This is a genomic window from Sinisalibacter lacisalsi, from assembly GCF_014640115.1.
GTDB classification, from domain to species: Bacteria; Pseudomonadota; Alphaproteobacteria; order Rhodobacterales; family Rhodobacteraceae; genus Sinisalibacter; species Sinisalibacter lacisalsi.
On record NZ_BMGI01000006.1, the window covers coordinates 43,921 to 60,925 of the forward strand.

Annotated in this window: 19 protein-coding genes; all 19 read right to left on the reverse strand. The window is 68.6% G+C overall.

Going from position 1 to position 17,005, the window contains the following annotated elements:
* Positions 1 to 7: 7 nt before the first annotated feature.
* Positions 8 to 904, reverse strand: a complete 897-nt coding sequence (locus IEW01_RS16020; RefSeq protein ID WP_188529662.1) for a bifunctional 5,10-methylenetetrahydrofolate dehydrogenase/5,10-methenyltetrahydrofolate cyclohydrolase — start codon at positions 902 to 904, stop codon at positions 8 to 10.
* A gap of 67 nt (positions 905 to 971) precedes the next feature.
* Positions 972 to 2,648 (reverse strand): formate--tetrahydrofolate ligase, encoded by a 1,677-nt coding sequence (locus IEW01_RS16025; RefSeq protein ID WP_188529664.1) that lies wholly within the window; start codon positions 2,646 to 2,648, stop codon positions 972 to 974.
* 243 nt (positions 2,649 to 2,891) lie between these two features.
* Entirely contained in the window at positions 2,892 to 4,814 is a 1,923-nt protein-coding gene (gene ftsH, locus IEW01_RS16030; RefSeq protein WP_188529666.1) for an ATP-dependent zinc metalloprotease FtsH, read from the reverse strand.
* A 76-nt stretch (positions 4,815 to 4,890) separates the two neighbouring features.
* Positions 4,891 to 6,159, reverse strand: a complete 1,269-nt coding sequence (tilS, locus tag IEW01_RS16035) for a tRNA lysidine(34) synthetase TilS (protein WP_188529668.1) — start codon at positions 6,157 to 6,159, stop codon at positions 4,891 to 4,893.
* Positions 6,150 to 7,007, reverse strand: a complete 858-nt coding sequence (gene ybgF / locus IEW01_RS16040) for a tol-pal system protein YbgF (protein WP_229738315.1) — start codon at positions 7,005 to 7,007, stop codon at positions 6,150 to 6,152. Before ybgF ends, tilS begins: the two co-directional genes overlap by 10 nt.
* 25 nt (positions 7,008 to 7,032) lie before the next feature.
* Positions 7,033 to 7,539, reverse strand: a complete 507-nt coding sequence (gene pal, locus IEW01_RS16045) for a peptidoglycan-associated lipoprotein Pal (RefSeq protein WP_188529670.1) — start codon at positions 7,537 to 7,539, stop codon at positions 7,033 to 7,035.
* An 84-nt stretch (positions 7,540 to 7,623) separates the two neighbouring features.
* Positions 7,624 to 8,949 (reverse strand): Tol-Pal system beta propeller repeat protein TolB, encoded by a 1,326-nt coding sequence (tolB, locus tag IEW01_RS16050; RefSeq protein WP_188529672.1) that lies wholly within the window; start codon positions 8,947 to 8,949, stop codon positions 7,624 to 7,626.
* 112 nt (positions 8,950 to 9,061) lie between these two features.
* Positions 9,062 to 10,135 carry a cell envelope integrity protein TolA gene (gene tolA, locus IEW01_RS16055; protein WP_188529674.1) on the reverse strand — a complete coding sequence of 358 codons (1,074 nt, stop codon included), beginning with the start codon at positions 10,133 to 10,135 and terminating at the stop codon, positions 9,062 to 9,064.
* A gap of 9 nt (positions 10,136 to 10,144) precedes the next feature.
* Positions 10,145 to 10,612 carry a protein TolR gene (gene tolR, locus IEW01_RS16060; RefSeq protein ID WP_188529676.1) on the reverse strand — a complete coding sequence of 156 codons (468 nt, stop codon included), beginning with the start codon at positions 10,610 to 10,612 and terminating at the stop codon, positions 10,145 to 10,147.
* 1 nt (position 10,613) lies between these two features.
* Positions 10,614 to 11,309, reverse strand: a complete 696-nt coding sequence (gene tolQ / locus IEW01_RS16065; protein ID WP_188529678.1) for a protein TolQ — start codon at positions 11,307 to 11,309, stop codon at positions 10,614 to 10,616.
* A 119-nt stretch (positions 11,310 to 11,428) separates the two neighbouring features.
* Complete coding sequence (gene ybgC, locus IEW01_RS16070; protein ID WP_188529680.1) at positions 11,429 to 11,818, reverse strand: tol-pal system-associated acyl-CoA thioesterase; 390 nt, start codon at positions 11,816 to 11,818, stop codon at positions 11,429 to 11,431.
* The gene (thpR, locus tag IEW01_RS16075) at positions 11,815 to 12,369 is read right to left on the reverse strand and encodes an RNA 2',3'-cyclic phosphodiesterase (RefSeq protein ID WP_188529682.1); all 555 of its coding nucleotides are present in this window, start codon (positions 12,367 to 12,369) and stop codon (positions 11,815 to 11,817) included. The genes ybgC and thpR overlap by 4 nt, the downstream gene beginning before the upstream one ends.
* Positions 12,366 to 12,986, reverse strand: a complete 621-nt coding sequence (locus IEW01_RS16080) for a hypothetical protein (protein WP_188529684.1) — start codon at positions 12,984 to 12,986, stop codon at positions 12,366 to 12,368. Before IEW01_RS16080 ends, thpR begins: the two co-directional genes overlap by 4 nt.
* An 81-nt stretch (positions 12,987 to 13,067) precedes the next feature.
* The gene (locus IEW01_RS16085; RefSeq protein ID WP_188529686.1) at positions 13,068 to 13,415 is read right to left on the reverse strand and encodes an Ivy family c-type lysozyme inhibitor; all 348 of its coding nucleotides are present in this window, start codon (positions 13,413 to 13,415) and stop codon (positions 13,068 to 13,070) included.
* Entirely contained in the window at positions 13,361 to 13,852 is a 492-nt protein-coding gene (locus IEW01_RS16090; protein ID WP_188529688.1) for a hypothetical protein, read from the reverse strand. The genes IEW01_RS16085 and IEW01_RS16090 overlap by 55 nt, the downstream gene beginning before the upstream one ends.
* 22 nt (positions 13,853 to 13,874) lie before the next feature.
* Positions 13,875 to 14,903: a Holliday junction branch migration DNA helicase RuvB gene (gene ruvB, locus IEW01_RS16095; protein WP_188529690.1), complete on the reverse strand. Its 1,029-nt coding sequence runs from the start codon at positions 14,901 to 14,903 to the stop codon at positions 13,875 to 13,877.
* A 1-nt stretch (position 14,904) separates the two neighbouring features.
* Positions 14,905 to 15,738 carry a GIY-YIG nuclease family protein gene (locus tag IEW01_RS16100; RefSeq protein ID WP_188529693.1) on the reverse strand — a complete coding sequence of 278 codons (834 nt, stop codon included), beginning with the start codon at positions 15,736 to 15,738 and terminating at the stop codon, positions 14,905 to 14,907.
* 61 nt (positions 15,739 to 15,799) lie between these two features.
* On the reverse strand, positions 15,800 to 16,474 hold the full coding sequence (gene ruvA, locus IEW01_RS16105; protein ID WP_188529695.1) for a Holliday junction branch migration protein RuvA: 675 nt from the start codon (positions 16,472 to 16,474) through the stop codon (positions 15,800 to 15,802).
* The gene (gene ruvC / locus IEW01_RS16110) at positions 16,471 to 16,977 is read right to left on the reverse strand and encodes a crossover junction endodeoxyribonuclease RuvC (protein WP_188529697.1); all 507 of its coding nucleotides are present in this window, start codon (positions 16,975 to 16,977) and stop codon (positions 16,471 to 16,473) included. Before ruvC ends, ruvA begins: the two co-directional genes overlap by 4 nt.
* Between the last annotated feature and the right edge of the window lie 28 nt (positions 16,978 to 17,005).

The window sequence follows — 17,005 nt, forward strand, 5'->3', positions numbered from 1 at the left end:
GCCCTCCTCAGAAATCGGTTTTCGCAAAGGCGTCGCGGTAATGCGCCATCTGCATCCGCGTCGCAAGCACGGCGTTCTTCATCAGCGTGGCCACCGTCACCGGGCCGACGCCGCCCGGCACCGGGGTGAGCCAGCCGGCCACCTGCGCCACGCTGTCGAAATCGACGTCGCCCACCGTCTTGCCGTCGACCCGGTTGATGCCGATGTCGATCACCGCGGCGCCCGGCTTGATCATGTCGCCCGTCACCAGCCCGGCCTTGCCGACGGCGACGAACACCGCGTCCGAGGCCCGGCTGTGCATCGCCACCGAGCGCGTCATGTGGTGGCAGACCGTCACCGTCGCCCCCAGCCCCATCATCAGGAAAGCGATCGGCTTGCCGACGATCTCGCTGTGCCCGATCACCGTCACGTCGAGCCCCTCCACCTTGAGCGGCAGGGTTTTCAGGATCTCCACCGCCGCCACTGCCGTGCAGGGGCCGAGCGCGAGATCGTTGTAGACGATGTTGCCGATCGAAGCGGGGTGCATCCCCTCCACGTCTTTCAGCGGATGCACCGCCTTCTGCAGCGCCTTGACCGGGATATGGTCGGGCAAGGGCCGCTGGATGATGATGCCGTTCACCCGCGGGTCGGCGTTGAGGCCCTGAAGGATGCCGACGAGCTGTTCCAGCGAGGTTTCGGCCGGGTAGCTGCGCGCCTCGAAATCGACGCCCGCGTTCTCGGCGTGCTTTTGCTGGTTGCGCACGTAGAGATCGGCGGCCGGGGTATCGCCGACCGAAACCGAAACCAGGCGCGGTGCCCAGCCCTGCTCGCGCAGGGTGGCCGCCTCGGCGGCCACCTCGCGTGTGATATCGGCCGCGATGGCCTTTCCGTCGATCAAAGCGGCGCGGGGGGCGCGGTCTTGCATGATGTCCTCCGGGGTTCTGAGATCGGGTTCATCTCGGCCTCGCCGCCGGTATACATCCGCATACCGTTCAGAACAAGCCCTCGACCTCCCCCGCCGCGTTCAGCCCGATCGACATCGCCGCCGGTTTCGACGGAAGGCCCGGCATGGTCATGATCTCGCCGCAGATCACCACGACGAATCCCGCCCCGGCCGAGAGCCGCACCTCGCGCACCGGCACCGAATGGCCGGTCGGCGCGCCGCGCAGGGAGGGGTCGGTCGAGAAGGAATACTGCGTCTTGGCCATGCAGATCGGCAGGTGGCCGAAGCCGGCCTCCTCCCAGGCGCGCAGCTGGTCGCGGATCTTCTTGTCGGCCAGCACCTCGTCGGCGCGGTAGATGCGCTTGGCAATGGTCTCGATCTTGGCGAAGAGCCCCATGTCGTCGGCGTAGAGCGGCGCGAAATGGGCGCTGTCCTTGTCGGCGATCTCGGCCACGCGGGTGGCCAGTTCGGTGATCCCGGCCGAGCCCTCGGCCCAGTGCCGCGCAAGGATCGCCTCGGAGCCGTGCTCGGCGACATAGGCCTTGATCGCCTCCACCTCGGCCTCGGTATCGGTCACGAAATGGTTGATCGCCACCACCACCGGCACGCCGAAGCTCTTCATGTTCTCGATGTGGCGGCCAAGGTTGGCGCAGCCCGCGCGCACCGCCTCGACGTTCTCGGTGCCAAGGTCTTCCTTGGCCACGCCGCCGTTCATCTTCATCGCCCGCACCGTGGCCACGAGCACCACCACGGATGGCGCGATCCCGCCCTTACGGCACTTGATGTTCATGAACTTCTCGGCGCCGAGATCGGCCCCGAACCCGGCTTCCGTCACCACGTAGTCGGCGAGCTTCAGCGCGGTGCGGGTGGCGATCAGGCTGTTGCAGCCATGGGCGATGTTGGCGAAGGGGCCGCCGTGCACGAAGGCCGGGTTGTTCTCCAGCGTCTGCACCAGGTTGGGCTGCATCGCGTCACGCAGGAGCACCGTCATCGCCCCGTCGGCGCCGATCTGGCGGCAGGTGATCGGGGTGCGCTCGCGGGTGTAGGCGACGATGATGTCGCCGAGCCGCTGCTGCAGATCGTCAAGATCCTGCGCGAGGCAGAGGATCGCCATGACCTCGGAGGCCACGGTGATGTCGAACCCGGTCTGGCGGGCGAAGCCGTTCGACACGCCGCCGAGCCCCACCACCATGTCGCGCAGGGCGCGGTCGTTCATGTCCATCACCCGGCGCCAGGTGATCCGGCGCTCGTCGATCTCCAGCGAATTGCCCCAGTAGATGTGGTTGTCGATCATCGCCGAGAGCAGGTTGTGGGCGCTGGTGATGGCGTGGAAATCGCCGGTGAAGTGGAGGTTCATGTCTTCCATCGGCACCACTTGCGCGTAGCCGCCGCCGGCCGCGCCGCCCTTCATCCCGAAGTTCGGGCCAAGGCTCGCCTCGCGGATCGCGATCGCGGCTTTCTTGCCGATGGCGTTGAGGCCGTCGCCGAGGCCAACGGTGGTGGTGGTCTTGCCCTCGCCCGCGGGCGTGGGGTTGATCGCGGTGACGAGGATCAGCTTGCCATCGGGCCGGCTTTCGAGCTCGTTGATGAACTCCTGGCCCACCTTGGCCTTGTCATGGCCATAGGGCAGCAGGTGCTCGGTTGGGATGCCCAGCTTCTGGCCGATCTCCTGGATCGGTTTCTTGTTGGCTGCGCGGGCGATCTCGATATCGGTCTTGTGGCTCACGGGTTCATTCCTCCTCGGCTGCGACACCCTGTCCCGTGGGGTATAGCCAGCACAGCGCGGGGGAACAGGGAGAAAACCGACATTTCCGCGGGTGGTTCCGCCTTCGAGGGAAATCGGCGTCACCGATGGGAAACTCGCGTTCCGCTCGGGCACGGCGGCGACTGCGACACCGCCTCTCCCCCAATAGAGAAGGCCCCGGAAGCTCTGCGCTGCCGGGGCCTTCGGTCATGTTCGTGGGTGTCTTCAGGTCGGCTCGGGCTCGAGCTCCCCGTTATCATCCCGCGGCTTCTTGCGCGGCCGCGTCTTGGGGATCGAGAGCACCGAGGGCTCGTCGTCCGCCTTCTCCGCGCTGCCGCTTTCGTCGTCGTCGACGTGCGGCGGCTCGCCCGCGATCACCCGCTTGATCTCGTCGCCGGTGAGGGTCTCGTATTCCAGCAGCCCCTGCGCCAGGCGTTCCCAGTCATCGCGACGTTCCTCGATGATCGACTTGGCGCGTTCGTAGCCGGACTGAACGAAGCGGCGAACCTCTTCCTCGATCAGCTCCTTGGTATTGGCCGATACCGAGAACCCGGCGGTGTTGCCCGAATAGCCCTCGGCCGCCTCGGCGTAATCGATGTTGCCCACCTTGTCCGACATGCCCCAGCGCATCACCATCGCGCGGGCCAGCTGGCTGGCCTGCATGATGTCGCCAGCGGGGCCGTTCGACACTTCGTCTTCGCCCCACTTGAGGATCTCGGCGGCCTTGCCGGCCATGGTCATGGCAAGCTGTTGCTCGCACTGGTCCTTGTGCCAGTTCAGCCGGTCCATTTCGGGCAGGCTTACCACCATGCCGAGCGCGCCGCCGCGCGGGATGATCGTCGCCTTGTAGACAGGGTCGCACTTCGGCAGGCTGAGGCCGACGATGGCGTGGCCCGCCTCGTGATAGGCGGTGTGCGCCTTCTGCTCGTCGGTCAGCACCATCGAGCGGCGCTCGGCGCCCATCATCACCCGGTCCTTGGCCTGTTCGAAATCATGCATCATCACGAAGCGCCGGCCAACGCGCGCCGCCGTCAGCGCCGCCTCGTTCACCAGGTTGGCCAGGTCGGCGCCGGAGAACCCGGGCGTGCCCCGCGCGATCAGGCGCAAGTCCACGTCGGGCCCAAGCGGCACCTTGCGGGCATGCACGTTGAGGATCTTCTCACGGCCCTTGATGTCGGGGTTGGGCACGGTCACCTGCCGGTCAAAGCGGCCCGGGCGCAGCAGCGCCGGATCGAGCACGTCCTTGCGGTTGGTCGCGGCGATGATGATCACGCCCTCGTTCGACTCGAACCCGTCCATTTCCACCAGAAGCTGGTTCAGCGTCTGCTCGCGCTCGTCATTGCCACCGCCATAGCCGGCGCCACGGCTGCGGCCCACGGCGTCGATCTCGTCGATGAAGACGATGCAGGGCGCGTTCTTCTTGGCCTGCTCGAACATGTCGCGCACCCGGCTCGCGCCGACGCCGACGAACATCTCGACGAAATCAGAACCCGAGATGGTGAAGAAGGGCACCCCCGCCTCGCCCGCGATCGCGCGCGCCAGAAGCGTTTTACCGGTGCCCGGCGGGCCGACGAGCAGCGCACCTTTCGGGATCTTGCCGCCAAGGCGCGAGAACTTCTGCGGGTTGCGCAGGAATTCGACGATTTCCTCGAGCTCTTCCTTGGCTTCGTCGATGCCGGCGACGTCGTCGAAGGTCACCCGACCCTCGCGCTCGGTCAGCATCTTGGCCTTGGACTTGCCAAAGCCCATCGCGCCACCGCGCCCGCCGCCCTGCATCCGGTTCATCATGAAGAACCAGAAACCGATCAGCAGCAGCACCGGAAGCAGCAGCGACAGGAGCGAGAAGAACCCCGATTGCGCCTGCCGTTCGGCCTCGACGGTGATGCCCTGGTCGATCAGCCGGTTGGTGATCTCCGCATCGCCGGGCAGGACCGTGGTATAAACCTTGCCCTCGGCGCCGACGTAGCGGACCGTTTCTCCGTCGATCGTGGCCTTGGTGACCTCGCCCGCATCCACGGCGGCGACGAATTCGGAATAGTTCACCTGCTGCGACGCCATCGTCGACGAGTTGTTCGAGAACAGGTTGAACAAGGCCAGGATCAGCACGAACAGCACGATCCAGAAGGCGAAGTTTCTCGCGTTGCCCAAGTCGGTCTCCCTTGAAGAGTGCTCCGCCGGGGCGTGCCCGGAGGTTTCTCTTAAAATAGGCAGGATGCGCCCATGTTCAATGCGATAAAAAAGATGTGACGAAATCACCCGCCGGATGGTCGATTTCCGCCGAGATTCCGGCGCCCAGCCCTGCCACGGGTGCGGCGACGAGGGTTTCACCGCGCCAGAGCGCGGGCGTGGCCATCAGCGCGGCGCGCGCCAGCCCGGCGTCGCGCCAGCCCGGGCAATCCTTCAACGCCGCACCGAGGGCGCGGATCTCCAGCCCGTCTTCCGCCGCCCCCCGCGGACCGGTGAGGCGCCAGCGCCCGTCCCAGCGCGCCCCGGTCGGCGCGACCGTGTGGCGCACCGCGGCGTATTCCCGTCCAAGGCGCAGGTCATGCCCGGCACTGGAGACGAGGCAGCCGTGGAGCGTTTGCGTCCGGCCGTCGCCGATCGCGGCTTCCAGCCCCGCCAGCGCCTCGCGCCGCGGCGGGTAGTCGGCCCCCGAAACCCAGACGATCGCGCGCGCCAGCAGGCGGCGGCGAATCTCGGGGTCGGCGGCGAGAAAGCCGGCGCGATCGAAGACCACGTCGCCCGCCGCGTCGACCCGGGCGATATGCCCGGCGGTTTCGCCGGCGCAGCGCCCCAGCGCGCGGCGCGCGGCGGCGAGGTTGGCGGCGACGTTGCCCAGGGTCTCGGCGCCGATACCGAGCGGGGCGAGGGCTGACAGAACCTTGCGCGCCTTCACGCGGTCGAACCCGGTATCCTCGTTCGACGGGTCATCGCGCCAGCCAAGGCCGTGGCGGGTGAGAAACCCGCGCAACGCCTCTCGGCCCAGCCCCAGCGCCGGGCGCCAGAACCGCGCGCCGTCGCGCTCGAAAACCGGCTCCATCGCGGCGAGGCCGTCGACCCCCGCCTCCCGGCCAAGGCGCATCAGGAAGGTCTCGGCGACATCATCCATCGTGTGCCCCAGCGCCACCCGGTCGAGCCGGTTCCGCCCGGCCCAGTCGGCGAGCAGGCGGTAGCGCGCCGCGCGCGCCTCGGCCTGCAGGTTTCCGCTGCCCGTCCAGCCGTCCCAGCGCAGGGATTCATGGCCGATGCCGAGTGCCGCGCAGGTTTCGGCCACGAAGGCCGCCTCCTCGCCCGCCTCGGGCCGCAATCCGTGATCGACGGTCGCGGCCAGAACCGGCACGCCGTGTTCCCGAGCGCAGGCGCTCAGAAGATGCAGAAGCGCCATCGAGTCGCCGCCGCCGGACACCGCGATGCCGAGGCGGCGCAGTTCCGGCCAGTGCGGCGCGGTGCAAAGCTGGTCTTGAAGGTGCCTGTCGGCCGCGCTCAGTCGCATCCCAGGCTGGCCCGCGCCGCCTGCGCCTCGGCCACCGCCGCGGCGCCGGGGAAACGGTTGGCGACCTCGCCCAGCGTCACGCAGGCCTCGTTGATCTGGCCAAGCTCACCCAGCGCCGCGCCGAGCTTGAACAGCGCGTCGGCGGCCTTCGGTCCCTGCGGGCTGCCGGAATAGGACGCGAGGTAGGCGCGCGCGGCCTCGGCCACCATGCCCAGATCGGTCAGCGCCTCGCCGCGCAGGTAATGCGCTTCGCCGGTGAGCGGCCCGCCGGGGTAGGCTTCGACGAAACGGCCGAACAACTCGGCCGCCTCGGTTGCGTTGCCCGCCTCGAGAGCCGCCTGAGCGGCATCGAAATCGTCACGTTCGGCGACCGCGAGTTGCCCGGTTCCGGTGCCGGCGGCCGGGTCGGGCGTGGCGGCGATCGCCGAGGCCGCCGGGCCGGTCACCTCCGGCAAGCTGCCGCCGCCGAGCGCGGGGGTTTCGCCGAGCTTGGAAATGTCGCAATCCGCTTCCAGTTCGCACAGCCGGAATTCGAGATCCCCGACCCGGTTGGTGCCATCACTGACCACTTGGTTGATGCGGAACTCGAGCTCTTCGGACTTGGCGGTGAGCCGGGTCACCTGCGCCTCGATCGCGTTCACCCGGTCGAGCATCGAACCACCGCCCGACGCCGCCGAGGCGCCGCCGGTGGTGTTCAACTCGCCCTTGAGGCGCTGGATCTCGACGTAGAGCACGGTCAGCTCCTGCCGGATGTCGGCCAGAGTCTGGGCGCGGTCCTGCGCCTTGAGCGGCATCGCCAGCAACAGGAGCGCCAGCGTCGCCGCGATCATCCGTGCCCAAACCGCCATCGTGCCGCCTCCTGCGCCGGTTGCCTCAGCTCGTGCCCGCGCCAGCGGTGAGCACCGTCACCGCCCGGCGGTTCTGCGCGTAGCAGCTCTCGTCGGAGCAGATCGCCAGCGGACGTTCCTTGCCGTAGGACACGGTTCTGAGCCGGTTCGGGGCAACGCCCCGGTCGATCAGGTAGGCCTGAACGGCACTGGCGCGACGCGCACCGAGCGCGAGGTTGTATTCACGCGTGCCCTGCTCGTCGGCATGGCCCTCGACAATCGCGGAAAACTCGGGGTTTTCCATCAGCCAGGTCGCCTGCTTGGCGAGCACGTCCTGCGCCTCGGCGCTGAGCGTCGACTGGTCGACGGCAAACAGCACCCGGTCACCGATGGTTTGCTCGAAATAGGCCGGCGAGGTGGGATCGGAGGGCGAGCCCGGCACGATGCCGCCTGCACCCGCGGTCGCAGCGTCGTCGCCGAAGCGGCTGTTCCTGTCGCAAGCCGAGAGCGCGAGCGCGCCGATCAGCATCGCAGCCATGGTGAAGTGTTTCATCGGATTTGTCCTGTTTCAAAAGGTGTTCTTGTTGCCCGTTTTGTTCAGTGTAGCAGATCGCGGGCCCATTGGGAATCGGGCGCTTCAGTTCTGCAGCGGCCCCCAGGCCGGATCGGAGGCCGCCGAGGGGGTTGCCACGCGGCGCAGGTTGCGCCCCGAGATGTCGACCGAGTAGAGCGCCGGCGCGCCGCTTTCGCCCTGCGTTTCGCGGGTGAACATGATCACCCGGCCGTTGGGCGACCATGTCGGCCCCTCGTCGAGGAAGGAGGCCGTGAGCAGCCGCTCTTCCGAGCCGTCGGTGCGCATCACGCCGATGTGAAACCGCCCGGCGTTCTGCTTGGTGAAGGCGATAAGGTCGCCGCGCGGACTCCAGACCGGGGTGCCGTAACGCCCGGGGCCGAAGCTGATCCGCTTGGCCTCGCCGCCAGAGGTCGGCATGACATAGAGCTGCTGGGTGCCGGACCGGTCGCTTTCGAAGACGATCCGGCTGCCATCGGGCGAAAAGCTGGGCGCGGTTTCGATCGAGGGCGCATCGGTGAGCCGCCGCATACCGCTGCCGTCGAGCCCGACCGTGTAGACATCGGTGTTGCCGCCCTGCTCGAGCGAAAACACCACCGATTGCCCGTCGGGCGAGAAGCGCGGCGCGAAGGTCATGTTGCCGCCCGAGGTATCGAGCGCCACCCGGCTGACCGAGGCCACGTCGAGCACGTAGATCTGCGGCCGCCCGGTCTCGTAGGAGGTGTAGAGCACCCGGTCGCCGGTGGGCGAGAACCGCGGCGCGAGCACGAGATCGTCCGAATCGGTGAGGAACTGGACGTTGGCCCCGTCGTAATCCATCAGCGCGAGCCGTTTCAGGCGCGCGTTCTTCGGCCCCTGCTCGCTGACGAAGACCACCCGGCTGTCGAAATAGCCGCCCTCGCCGGTGATCCGGCTATAGACCACGTCGGCCACCTTGTGGGCAATCCGCCGCCATCCCTCGACGGTGCCGGAGAATTGCAGCCCCTCGCCGAGCGCGGCCCCGGAAAACACGTCGAACAGGCGAAACTTGATCACCAGATTGCCGCCCCCGGCCATCTCGACCGCACCTACCACCAGCGCCTGCGCATTGATCGCCTTCCAGTCGGCATAGGCCACCGGGGCGTCGAAGCTGGTGACCGACGAGATATGCGCCGAAGCCGGGATTTCGCGGAAAAGCCCGGTGCCGGTGAGATCGGCGGCGATCACCCGGGTGATCTCGGCGGCGTATTGCGCCGCCTCGCCGCCCGCCGCGACGAACGTGGGGATCGCCACCGGCAAGGGCTCGATCACGCCCTCGTCGATCACGATCCGCAGCGGCTGCGCGTGGGTTGCGGTCTGGGTCAGACCGACGATGGCCAGAGCCATGATCAGGATGCGAATTGGTTTCATCATGTCCTCTCGGTCTCCCGATTATCCCCGTTTTCGTCGACGCGCCACCACCCGGGGCCCGGCTTCGGCGGGAATCGGCCAAGCCCCCGCCCGTTCTTATACACAAACATGACGCTCACCTGATCCTCATGTTTCCGGGATCGAAGGTCATCTCGATCTCGCGCCACTGGTCATACTTCTCGGCCGGCAAGCCGTAGCCCGAGGTGCCGCAGCGGATCACCGCGCGGCGGGCCGCCTCGTAGGCGATGCGCGTGGCCTCCTGGGTCGGCCCGTTCGACGAAATCATCTCGATCCCTTCCGGCCGCCCGTCGCGCGACATCTGCACCAGCACCACCACCGTGGTGTTGAGCGCATCGGTGGAGGCCGAGCCGAGGTTCCAGCAGCGCGACACCGCCACCCGCAGCCCGTCGCGCTCGCCGCTGGTGAGCGGCGGACCGGAGGGGCCCGGCGTGCCCGCCGCCTCGCCAAGAACATCCGCCAGCGCGTCGTTGACCGCGCTGTCGATGGCGGCGTTGTTCGGTGGCGTCGGCTCGGGCGTGGGCGCGGGCTCGGGGTCCGGCGCGGGGGCCTCGACGGTTTCGGGCCGCGGCGCGGGCCGGTCGGGGCGGCGCGGCGGGCGCGGCGAACTCGTCGGGGCGGCGTCGGGCCGGTCGGCCTCGGTCACGATCTGGGTTGTCGAGGCTTCCGGCGCCTGCGCCGGCAGTTCCTCGACCGGGGCCTGCGGCTCGGTCGCCTCGGCAGGGGCGCTTTCCTCGATCAGAACCGGCCCCTCGGGCAACGGATCCTCAGGGGCTTCAACAACCTCGTTCGTCACCCGGTCGGCGGCGGGCGGCGTCACTTCCGGCGCCGGTGCCGGCGGCTCGGGTTCAGGCTCGGGCTCCGGTGCCGGCGGCGCGGGTTCCGGCTCGGGCTCAGGCTCGGGCGCGGCGGGCTCGGGGTCCGGTTCCGGCGCGGGCGGCGCCGGGCGCCGCGGCGGCGCGGGCGAGGTTTCCGGCGGCGAAGGGGCCGGGGCGGGCCGGGGCGCCTGCGCTGCCTCGTTCAAAGCGGCGAACTCCGCCCCCGAGATCAGCGACACCTCAGACACCCTGAGCGGCGGCTCATCCGGCCCGCGCAGGAACAGCCCCCCGAACAGGAGCCACAGCATCAACAGCCCGTGCCCGATGCCGGATATGATGTAGCCCGTTCTCATCGCAGCGATCTATCGCCCGTCCATCGACGGCCCACCGGTTTCGGTCACGAGGCCGATGTTGTTGAACCCGCCGGCATTGAGCGCGCCCATCACCTGCGCCACCACCTCGTAGGGCACCCGCCCGTCGGCGCGCAGGAAGACCTTGTTGTCTTGCCGCTCGGCGGCGATGGCGCGCAGCTTTTCGATCAACTCGTCGCGCGCGATCTCGGTCTTCATCAGCGTGATCGTGCCCTCGGCAGTGATCGACACGGTAAGCGGTTCCTCCTCCACCGATGGCAGCGGCGTGGCCGACGTTTTCGGCAGTTCCACCGGCACGCCCACGGTCATCAGCGGCGCGGCCACCATGAAGATGATCAGGAGCACCAGCATCACGTCGACAAACGGCGTGACGTTGATCTCCGACATCAGCGCGCCGTGGCGGCCACGGCGGCGCCCGCGCCGGGCGCGCGGTTTGAATTGTGCAACGCTTCCGCCCATCTCAACTGTCCAACTGGCGGCTGAGAATGGTGGCGAACTCGTCGGCGAAAGCCTCCCAGCCGGCGACGATGCCGTCGCTCCGGGCGGTGAGGTTGTTGTAGAAGATCAGCGCCGGGATCGCCGCGAGCAGGCCGAGGCCGGTGGCGAACAGCGCCTCGGCAAGGCCGGGGGCCACCACGGCAAGGTTGGTGTTCTGCTGCTGCGCGATCTCGATGAAGCTGTTCATGATCCCCCAGACGGTGCCGAACAGCCCGATGAAGGGCGCCGACGAGGCCACCGTGGCGAGGAACGACAACCCCTTGTTGAGCTCTTCCGCCTCCTTGGCGATCGCCACGTCCATCGACCGGTCGATCCGCGCCTGCGCGCCCGCGATCAGCCCGCCATCGGCGCGGTGCGAGCGGTGCCACTCGGTCATGCCCGCCGCGAACACCCGTTCCGGCGGCGCCGCCGGATTGGGGCCGAGCGTTTCATAGAGCTCGTCGAGCGGTTCGCCCGACCAGAACGCGCGGTCGAACTCGGCCGACGCGGCCCGGGCGCGGCGATACTGGATGAACTTGGTGACGATGATCGCCCACGAGTAGAACGATGCCGCCACCAGCAGCAGCATGACCAGCTTCACGACCAGCGTTGCGCGAAGGAACAGCGAGAAGAAGGAGAAATCCATCTCCTGCGCCAAAGCGAGAGTTTCCGTTTCCATGATCCCGATCCGCCTGCCTCTTGGGGTCCGCCTCTTTCGGGCGGCAATTTCCCCCAGAAATAGCCCAGATCAACGGGGAAATCCAATGAAACCGCCGCGTCGGCGGGATTTGCGGCGCTTCAGTGCAACAACAGGCGGATATTCGCCGGAAGCCGCGCCGCCTGCCCGGCCTCGTTCAGCGCCGCCAGCACCACGCGCGCCGAAAACAGCTTCTGGCCGTCGCGGAAGACCTCCTGGCGCATGGTGATCCGCGCCCCGCCGACGCTCTCGATCGAAGTTTCCACCTCCAGCTCGTCGTCGAGCCGGGCGGGCGCGAGGTAATCCGCCTCGACATGGCGCACGGCGAACACGATCCCCTCCGCCTCGCGCAGCGCCCGCTGATCCACCCCCCGCGCCCGCACGAACTCGGTGCGCCCGCGCTCGATGAAACGCAGGTAGTTGGCATAATAGACGATCCCGGCGGCATCGGTGTCTTCGTAGTAAACGCGCAAGCGGAGGCGGTGGGTCATGTCATCTCCTGATTGCCGAGCGGGAACTCTGCCAGCGGCTCGTGGATGGCGCCTTCCTCGCGCAGGTGGGAGCGGAAGAGCGTGAAGCTTTCGGCGGTGGCCGCCGGCAGGGTCACCGTGCCGTTGAGGGCGAGAAATTCGCCAAGCCGGGCGCGGTCGCGCGCGGGCATTTCGCGGGGCAGGCGCGCGAGGGTCACGTGCGGGCGGAAGCGGCGGCGTTCCAGCGCCACGCCGGCGGCGCGCACGGCGTGGGCCACCTTGTCGTGCAGCCGCTCAAGCCTCTCGCCCCGGGCGGTGATAACCAGGGCTCCGGCATTCTTCCCGCCGAACAGATCAAGCCCGCCGAGCACAAGCTCCACCGGCGGCAGCCGAAGCGTCATGAGCACTTCGGCCACATCGCGCGCCTTCGGCTCGCTGATCTCGCCGAGGAAGGCGAGGGTGAGGTGCAGGTTTTCCTCGGGCAGCGCACGGCCCACCGTCAGCCCCGCCTGCAGCCGCGCCAGCGCGTCGGCCAGCGCCTCGGGCAGGTCGAGGGCGATGAAGGCCCTCATCCTTGCATCCTCGCCCAGAGCCGGAGTGCGTGGGCCGGATCGGTGCTGGCCGGGGGCATCACCGGGTCGTAGCCTGCCCGGATCAGGGCCGCGAACTCGGGGCGCAGCACCGCCGCGCCGGTCTCGGGGTGACTGCCGACCGGCGAGGCCTCGGCGAAGGCCGCCTCGCCCCATGTGAGCATCACCCGCACCGCCTCGCCCAGCGCCAGCGTTTCCGCCGGCAGAGCGGCCATCTCGCCCGACATGCGCAAGAAGGAAAAACAGGCGCGGATCGCCCCGGTCTCGTCGAAGCGGAAAGCGCGGTATTGGCTGGCCCCGGCCCGCTCCAGCCGCGCGACAGTGTCGGCAAGGCCGGGCAGCATCGCGTCGAGGTTGGGCACGTCGATCAGCTCACCCCAGTCGCGCAGGAAGAACAGCATCAGGTTGGCGCCCAGTTCCGGGTCAGTTTCGGCAACCTCGACGCCGGCGAGCGCCGCCACCGCCTCGATCGCACCCTTGATCACCGGCAGGCTCTCGTCCTCGACGCCGAACACCACCGGCACGATTGGCCGCCCCCAGCGCGCAAAGCCGTAGCCAGCATCGCGCGTGAACAGGGCCTGAACCTCTTCGGGCGTCATCGCTTTCCCCCCATCGTGCCGAAATCTGCCGCGCGCAGGCATAGAACCTCGCCCGCGGGCGCGCAACCGGCCCGGATGCGCTTATTCGCCCGCCAGCAGCCCGATGATCGTGCCCGGCAAGGCTCCGCCCGGGCTGCCGTAGAGCCGCGCGCCCTGCTCCGGGCTGGTCAGCACCACGATCACGCGCCCGTCCGCGCGCGAAACCGCCACGGCGCCGCGCTCGCTCTGGCAGGAGAACTTCACGCAGCCCTCCCCCACGATCCAGTCGCCCTCCACCCGGAACGGCGACGACAGGTCAATCAACCGATCCGCCTCGATCAACGCCTCCGCGTCCATGATCGCGGCGAGACGGTCCTGGTAATCGGCCGCCTCGATCAACTCGAACGGGTAACGGCCGATCCAGAACTCGGGGCCATCTCCCGGCGCCATACCCGAAGCCGGGCGCGGCGCGTCTTCTTCCCACACCGGGTGCCATCCCAGAGGTAGGTCACCGGCGGGCGGCCCGGCTCGACGCGCGGCATGGTCACAGCCAGCACGCCATCGTCGCGCGCGCGCACCTCATTGGCCTGGGCGCAGGTGCCGAAATCCGGTGAGAACCGCAGATCACCCGGCGCGGCATGGAACCACACGTATTGGCCGTTGCAGGCATTGCCACCTTGCGAAACGAGGATCAGCACCCAATCGCCGAACTGCTCTTCGAGAAAGGCGAGGAAGGGCTGGGTGGGCAGCGCAATCACCTCACCGCCCGCGACCAGCGCCCTTTCACCGGACGCCCCCTCGACGATCTCGAGCGGCCCCGCCCGCGTGTCGAATGCCGTTGCGGGCGCGGCCAGGATCAGGGCGAGGAAAAGGATCAACCGGCGCATCGGGCCTCCTTGCGGCACGCTGTCATCCCTCGAAAAGTTCCGCCTGCCCCGGCGCGCGCGGTGGTGGAAGGCCGAGGTGGGTCCAGGCCCGCTGCCCCAGCATCCGGCCGCGCGGGGTGCGCTGGATCAGGCCCTGCTGCAACAGGAAAGGCTCGATCACTTCCTCCAGCGCATCGCGGCTTTCCGAGAGCGCGGCGGCGAGGGTTTCGATCCCCACCGGGCCGCCGGCGTAATGCTCCGCCATCAGCCCGAGATAGCGCCGGTCGGCCCCGTCGAGGCCGAGGCGGTCCACCCCGAGCCGGGTCAGCGCGTTATCGGCGATCTCGCGGGTGATGTGGCCCTCACCTTCGACCACGGCGAAATCCAGCACCCGGCGCAGCAACCGCCCGGCAATCCGCGGCGTGCCGCGTGCGCGCCGGGCAATCTCGCGCGCGCCCTCGGCATCGGCCGGGGCGCCGAGCTTCACCGCGTTGCGGGTGACGATCTCGTGCAACTCGTCCTCGGTGTAGAACTCGAGCCGCGTCGGGATGCCGAAGCGGTCGCGCAAGGGGGTGGTGAGCAAGCCGAGCCGGGTTGTCGCCCCCACCAGCGTGAAGGGCTGCAACTCGATCCGCACGGTGCGCGCGGCGGGGCCCTCGCCGATCACCAGGTCGAGCTCGAAATCCTCCAATGCCGGGTAGAGCACCTCTTCCACCACCGGGTTCAGCCGGTGGATCTCGTCGATGAACAGCACGTCGTTGCGCTCGAGGTTGGTGAGGATCGCGGCGAGATCGCCCGCCTTGGCCAGCACCGGGCCGGAGGTCATGCGGAAATTCACCCCCAGCTCGCGCGCCATGATCTGCGCCAGCGTGGTCTTGCCCAGGCCGGGCGGGCCGTGAAACAGCGCGTGATCCATCGCCTCGCCGCGCTGGCGGGCGCTTTCGATGAACACGGCCAGATTGGCGCGCGCCTCGGCCTGGCCGATGAAATCGACCAGCCGCTGCGGCCTCAGCGCGCGGTCGACATCCTCGGGGCGCGGTTCGGGGCGCAAGGTGGGGTCGGGTTCGGTCATATCAATTCTCATTCAACCCGAATTGGCGGGTGTGCAACCGCTCTTTCCATCTGTTTTCGGTCTCGATGACGTCCGACGCATCGAGGCTGGGGTTCAACAGCTCGAGAATCGAGAAGCGGAATGTCCTCGGATCGCGCGCGATCAGCCGAGCGGTGATACCCTTGTCGCGCGCCACATGTCCGCGCCAGCGAGACAGGAGGTTCTCCTCGCCATAGGCCGACCCGACGTAGCGGGCACCGTCACGTTCATCGACGATCAGGTAGACCGCGCGCCATTCTCGCAGTCTGGCCGCCCAGCTTTCCGGCAGCGCCCGAAGAAACGGGGCGTGGACCACCATCGCGTCCCAGCGCGGCGGGGGAGGCATCAGAAGATCGTCGACACTGAGCGCCACGATCTCGGGGTCGAGGTTGGCGGCGACCCGCACATAGGCACGTCCGGGTGGCTGCGCGATCTGGAGCCGGCCGATAAACCCGGAAAGCAGATCGACGGGCTCAGTCTCGAACCGGACCTGATGGGAAATGCGTGCAATGTTGCGACTTGGCGCCGTGTCACTTGCACCATAGACGTCCTCAAGCTCATTGAACCACTCGTCGCCATAGATCTCGGCGGTTGGAAGGTCACGCGCATCCGTAATCCGGAACAATCCGGCGAATGTCTGTCGCCCGCTTGGATGGCGGATGAAACTCGCCATGAAATCGCGGCGCAAAAGGGTCTTGGTCGCGGGTTCGGAATGCACCGATTGATAGGCGGCAAAGAGTTCTGGCCTGTCGTGCACGATCACCGGGAGGAGCGCGCGAAGTTTGGCCGGTTGCGGCGTATGGAGAACGATCGCCACGCGGTCGGCGTCAAGGCCCTCCGCCTCCAGTAGCGCATTGAACCTGAGCCGCGCCAAAGCCCTACCCTTTCGGTGCCAGCAGCCGCAAGGCGGCGCGGATCAGGGCGGCGGTGTCGGCTTCCGGTGTTTCGTTCAGCACCGTGGCGACGGCGGAGGCGGCCTCGCCCGGGGCGTAGCCGAGGTTGCGCAGGGCCGAGAGCGCTTCGGACTGGGCGGCGGCATCGGGTCTGGCTGCGGGCATCGCGGCCGGGGCGGCGGCGGGTGGCACGCCCGGCGCGTCATCCTCCACCAGCGGCGGCGCCTCGCCCGCGCCGGCGCCCGCCATCGCCATCACCGCAGGCGCCTTGTCCTTCAGCTCGTTGACCACGCGCTGCGCCGTCTTCGGCCCGATCCCGCGCGCGGCCTTGATCGCGTTCCAGTCGCCCAGCGCGATCGCCCGGCTCACGCCGTCGGCCCCGAGCGCGCCGAGAATGGCGAGCGAGGCCTTCGCCCCCACGCCCTGCACGCTCATCAGCAGGCGGTGCCATTCCTTTTCCATCAGCGAGGTGAAGCCGAAAAGCTGCAGCAGGTCTTCGCGCACCAGGAGGTCGGTCCAGAGCGTGACCGCCTCGCCCGGCCCGGGCAGCGCGGCCATGGTGCGCTCGCTGACATGGACGATGTAGCCCACCCCGCGCACGTCGATCAGCACGTGGTCGTCGCCCCGGTAGTCGAGCCGCCCGGCGATCCGCCCGATCATGCCGAGGCCCGCCGCAGCGCCTCTTCAAGCTTACCGCCGGCACGGGAAAAATGGGCATGGGTCAGCGCAATGGCGAGCGCGTCGGCGGCGTCGGGCCCGGCGATCTCGACGCCGGGAAGCTGCAGCCGCACCATGTGGGCGATCTGGCGCTTGTCGGCATGGCCGACGCCGACAACGGTTTTCTTCACCTGGTTCGGGGCGTATTCGCCCACCGGTATGCCGGCCCGCGCCGGCACCAGCATCGCCACCCCGCGCGCCTGCCCGAGCTTCAGCGTGCCGGCGCCGTCACGGTTGACGAAGGTCTGTTCCACCGCCGCGGCATCGGGCGCATGGCGTGCGACGACCTCGCTCAGCCCCTCGAACAGGGCAAGCAGCCGCTCGGCAAGCGCCGAACCTTCGCCGTGGAGCACCCCGTTGGCGACATGCGAAATCCGCGTGCCCTCGGTTTCGATCACGCCCCAGCCGAGGTTACGAAGCCCCGGGTCGATCCCGATCACGCGCATGTGCCACCCTGCCCTGTTGGTTTTCCTC

Excerpts from the sequence above, each read along its gene's own strand:
- IEW01_RS16020 (WP_188529662.1), bottom strand. The coding sequence starts at position 904 with ATGCAAGACCGCGCCCCCCGCGCCGCTTTGATCGACGGAAAGGCCATC.
- tilS (WP_188529668.1), bottom strand. The coding sequence starts at position 6,159 with ATGCGACTGAGCGCGGCCGACAGGCACCTTCAAGACCAGCTTTGCACC.
- ybgF (WP_229738315.1), bottom strand. The coding sequence starts at position 7,007 with ATGGCGGTTTGGGCACGGATGATCGCGGCGACGCTGGCGCTCCTGTTG.
- pal (WP_188529670.1), bottom strand. The coding sequence starts at position 7,539 with ATGAAACACTTCACCATGGCTGCGATGCTGATCGGCGCGCTCGCGCTC.
- tolB (WP_188529672.1), bottom strand. The coding sequence starts at position 8,949 with ATGATGAAACCAATTCGCATCCTGATCATGGCTCTGGCCATCGTCGGT.
- tolA (WP_188529674.1), bottom strand. The coding sequence starts at position 10,135 with ATGAGAACGGGCTACATCATATCCGGCATCGGGCACGGGCTGTTGATG.
- tolR (WP_188529676.1), bottom strand. The coding sequence starts at position 10,612 with ATGGGCGGAAGCGTTGCACAATTCAAACCGCGCGCCCGGCGCGGGCGC.
- tolQ (WP_188529678.1), bottom strand. The coding sequence starts at position 11,309 with ATGGAAACGGAAACTCTCGCTTTGGCGCAGGAGATGGATTTCTCCTTC.
- ybgC (WP_188529680.1), bottom strand. The coding sequence starts at position 11,818 with ATGACCCACCGCCTCCGCTTGCGCGTTTACTACGAAGACACCGATGCC.
- thpR (WP_188529682.1), bottom strand. The coding sequence starts at position 12,369 with ATGAGGGCCTTCATCGCCCTCGACCTGCCCGAGGCGCTGGCCGACGCG.
- IEW01_RS16080 (WP_188529684.1), bottom strand. The coding sequence starts at position 12,986 with ATGACGCCCGAAGAGGTTCAGGCCCTGTTCACGCGCGATGCTGGCTAC.
- IEW01_RS16085 (WP_188529686.1), bottom strand. The coding sequence starts at position 13,415 with ATGGCGCCGGGAGATGGCCCCGAGTTCTGGATCGGCCGTTACCCGTTC.
- IEW01_RS16090 (WP_188529688.1), bottom strand. The coding sequence starts at position 13,852 with ATGCGCCGGTTGATCCTTTTCCTCGCCCTGATCCTGGCCGCGCCCGCA.
- ruvB (WP_188529690.1), bottom strand. The coding sequence starts at position 14,903 with ATGACCGAACCCGACCCCACCTTGCGCCCCGAACCGCGCCCCGAGGAT.
- ruvA (WP_188529695.1), bottom strand. The coding sequence starts at position 16,474 with ATGATCGGGCGGATCGCCGGGCGGCTCGACTACCGGGGCGACGACCAC.
- ruvC (WP_188529697.1), bottom strand. The coding sequence starts at position 16,977 with ATGCGCGTGATCGGGATCGACCCGGGGCTTCGTAACCTCGGCTGGGGC.